The organism is Neisseria sp. P0001.S005 (genome assembly GCF_051963715.1).
In genome coordinates, this window is record NZ_JBQCTZ010000410.1 from 1 (window position 1) to 1,192 (window position 1,192).

Annotated in this window: 1 protein-coding gene; it reads left to right on the forward strand. The window is 55.3% G+C overall.

The window, feature by feature from the left end:
- A partial coding sequence (gene pgi / locus ACTHSP_RS20665; protein WP_440346843.1) for a glucose-6-phosphate isomerase occupies window positions 1–1,071 on the forward strand: 1,071 nt, incomplete at its 5' end.
- Between the last annotated feature and the right edge of the window lie 121 nt (window positions 1,072–1,192).

Below are 1,192 nucleotides of genomic sequence, written 5' to 3' on the forward strand. Positions count from 1 at the left end.
GGCCTCAACCCCGAAACCACCGTATTCAGCATTGCCAGCAAATCGTTCCGCACACCGGAAACCCTGCTCAATGCCTATGCTGCGCGCACTTGGTATCGCGATGCAGGTTTACCTGATTCCGGCATCTACCGCCACTTCTGCGCCATTTCCGCCGATGTGGCCGCTGCCCAAAACTTCGGTATCTCCCCCGACAAAGTCTTTGCCATGTCCGACTGGGTCGGCGGCCGCTATTCCGTCTGGTCGCCTATCGGCCTGCCATTGATGGTTGCCGTCGGAGAAAAAGCGTTCCGCAAAATGCTGGCCGGCGCACACACGATGGATACCCATTTCTTCGAAACGCCATTCCGCCGCAACATTCCCGTCCTGATGGCGCTCATCAACGTTTGGTACAACAACTTCCAACATTCAGACGGCCAAACCGTTGTCCCATACAGCCACAACATGCGCCTCTTTACCCCGTGGCTCAACCAGCTCGATATGGAAAGCCTCGGCAAACAGCGTACTTCAGACGGCCAACCCGTTTCCTGCACCACTGGCGGCATTGTCTTCGGCGATGAAGGCGTCAACTGCCAACATGCCTACTTCCAGCTTCTGCACCAAGGCACGCGTCTGATTCCCGTCGACTTCATCGTCCCCATGACCACAGTCTACGGCAACCACCGCCAACACCGCTTTACCGTTGCCAATGCCTTCGCCCAAGCCGAAGCGCTGATGAAAGGCAAAACCTTAGACGAAGTGCAAATCGAATTGGCTGCCCTGCCCCAAGACGAACGCGACCGCCTTGCGCCGCAGAAAGAGTTCCCCGGCAACCGTCCGAGCAACAGCCTGCTTATCGACAGCCTGACACCTTTCAACCTCGGCATGCTGATGGCGGCTTACGAACACCGCACCTTCGTACAGGGTGTGATTTGGCGTATCAACCCCTTCGACCAATGGGGCGTGGAATACGGCAAAGAGCTGGCCAAAACCATCGAACCCGAACTCGAACGCGGCACGCCGGCACATGACAGCTCCACCAACGGTCTGATCGCCTTCTACCGCAACTGCAACGCAAGATCGAAGGCCGTCTGAAAATAAAATGTCCGTAAGACTAGCATATCTACCTATCTTACGGACATTTCAAAACCTAATCGGCGGTAAGAATGAACCGTTAAAGCACCGCACTTTTAGACAAAAGTAGCTAGATTTTGAT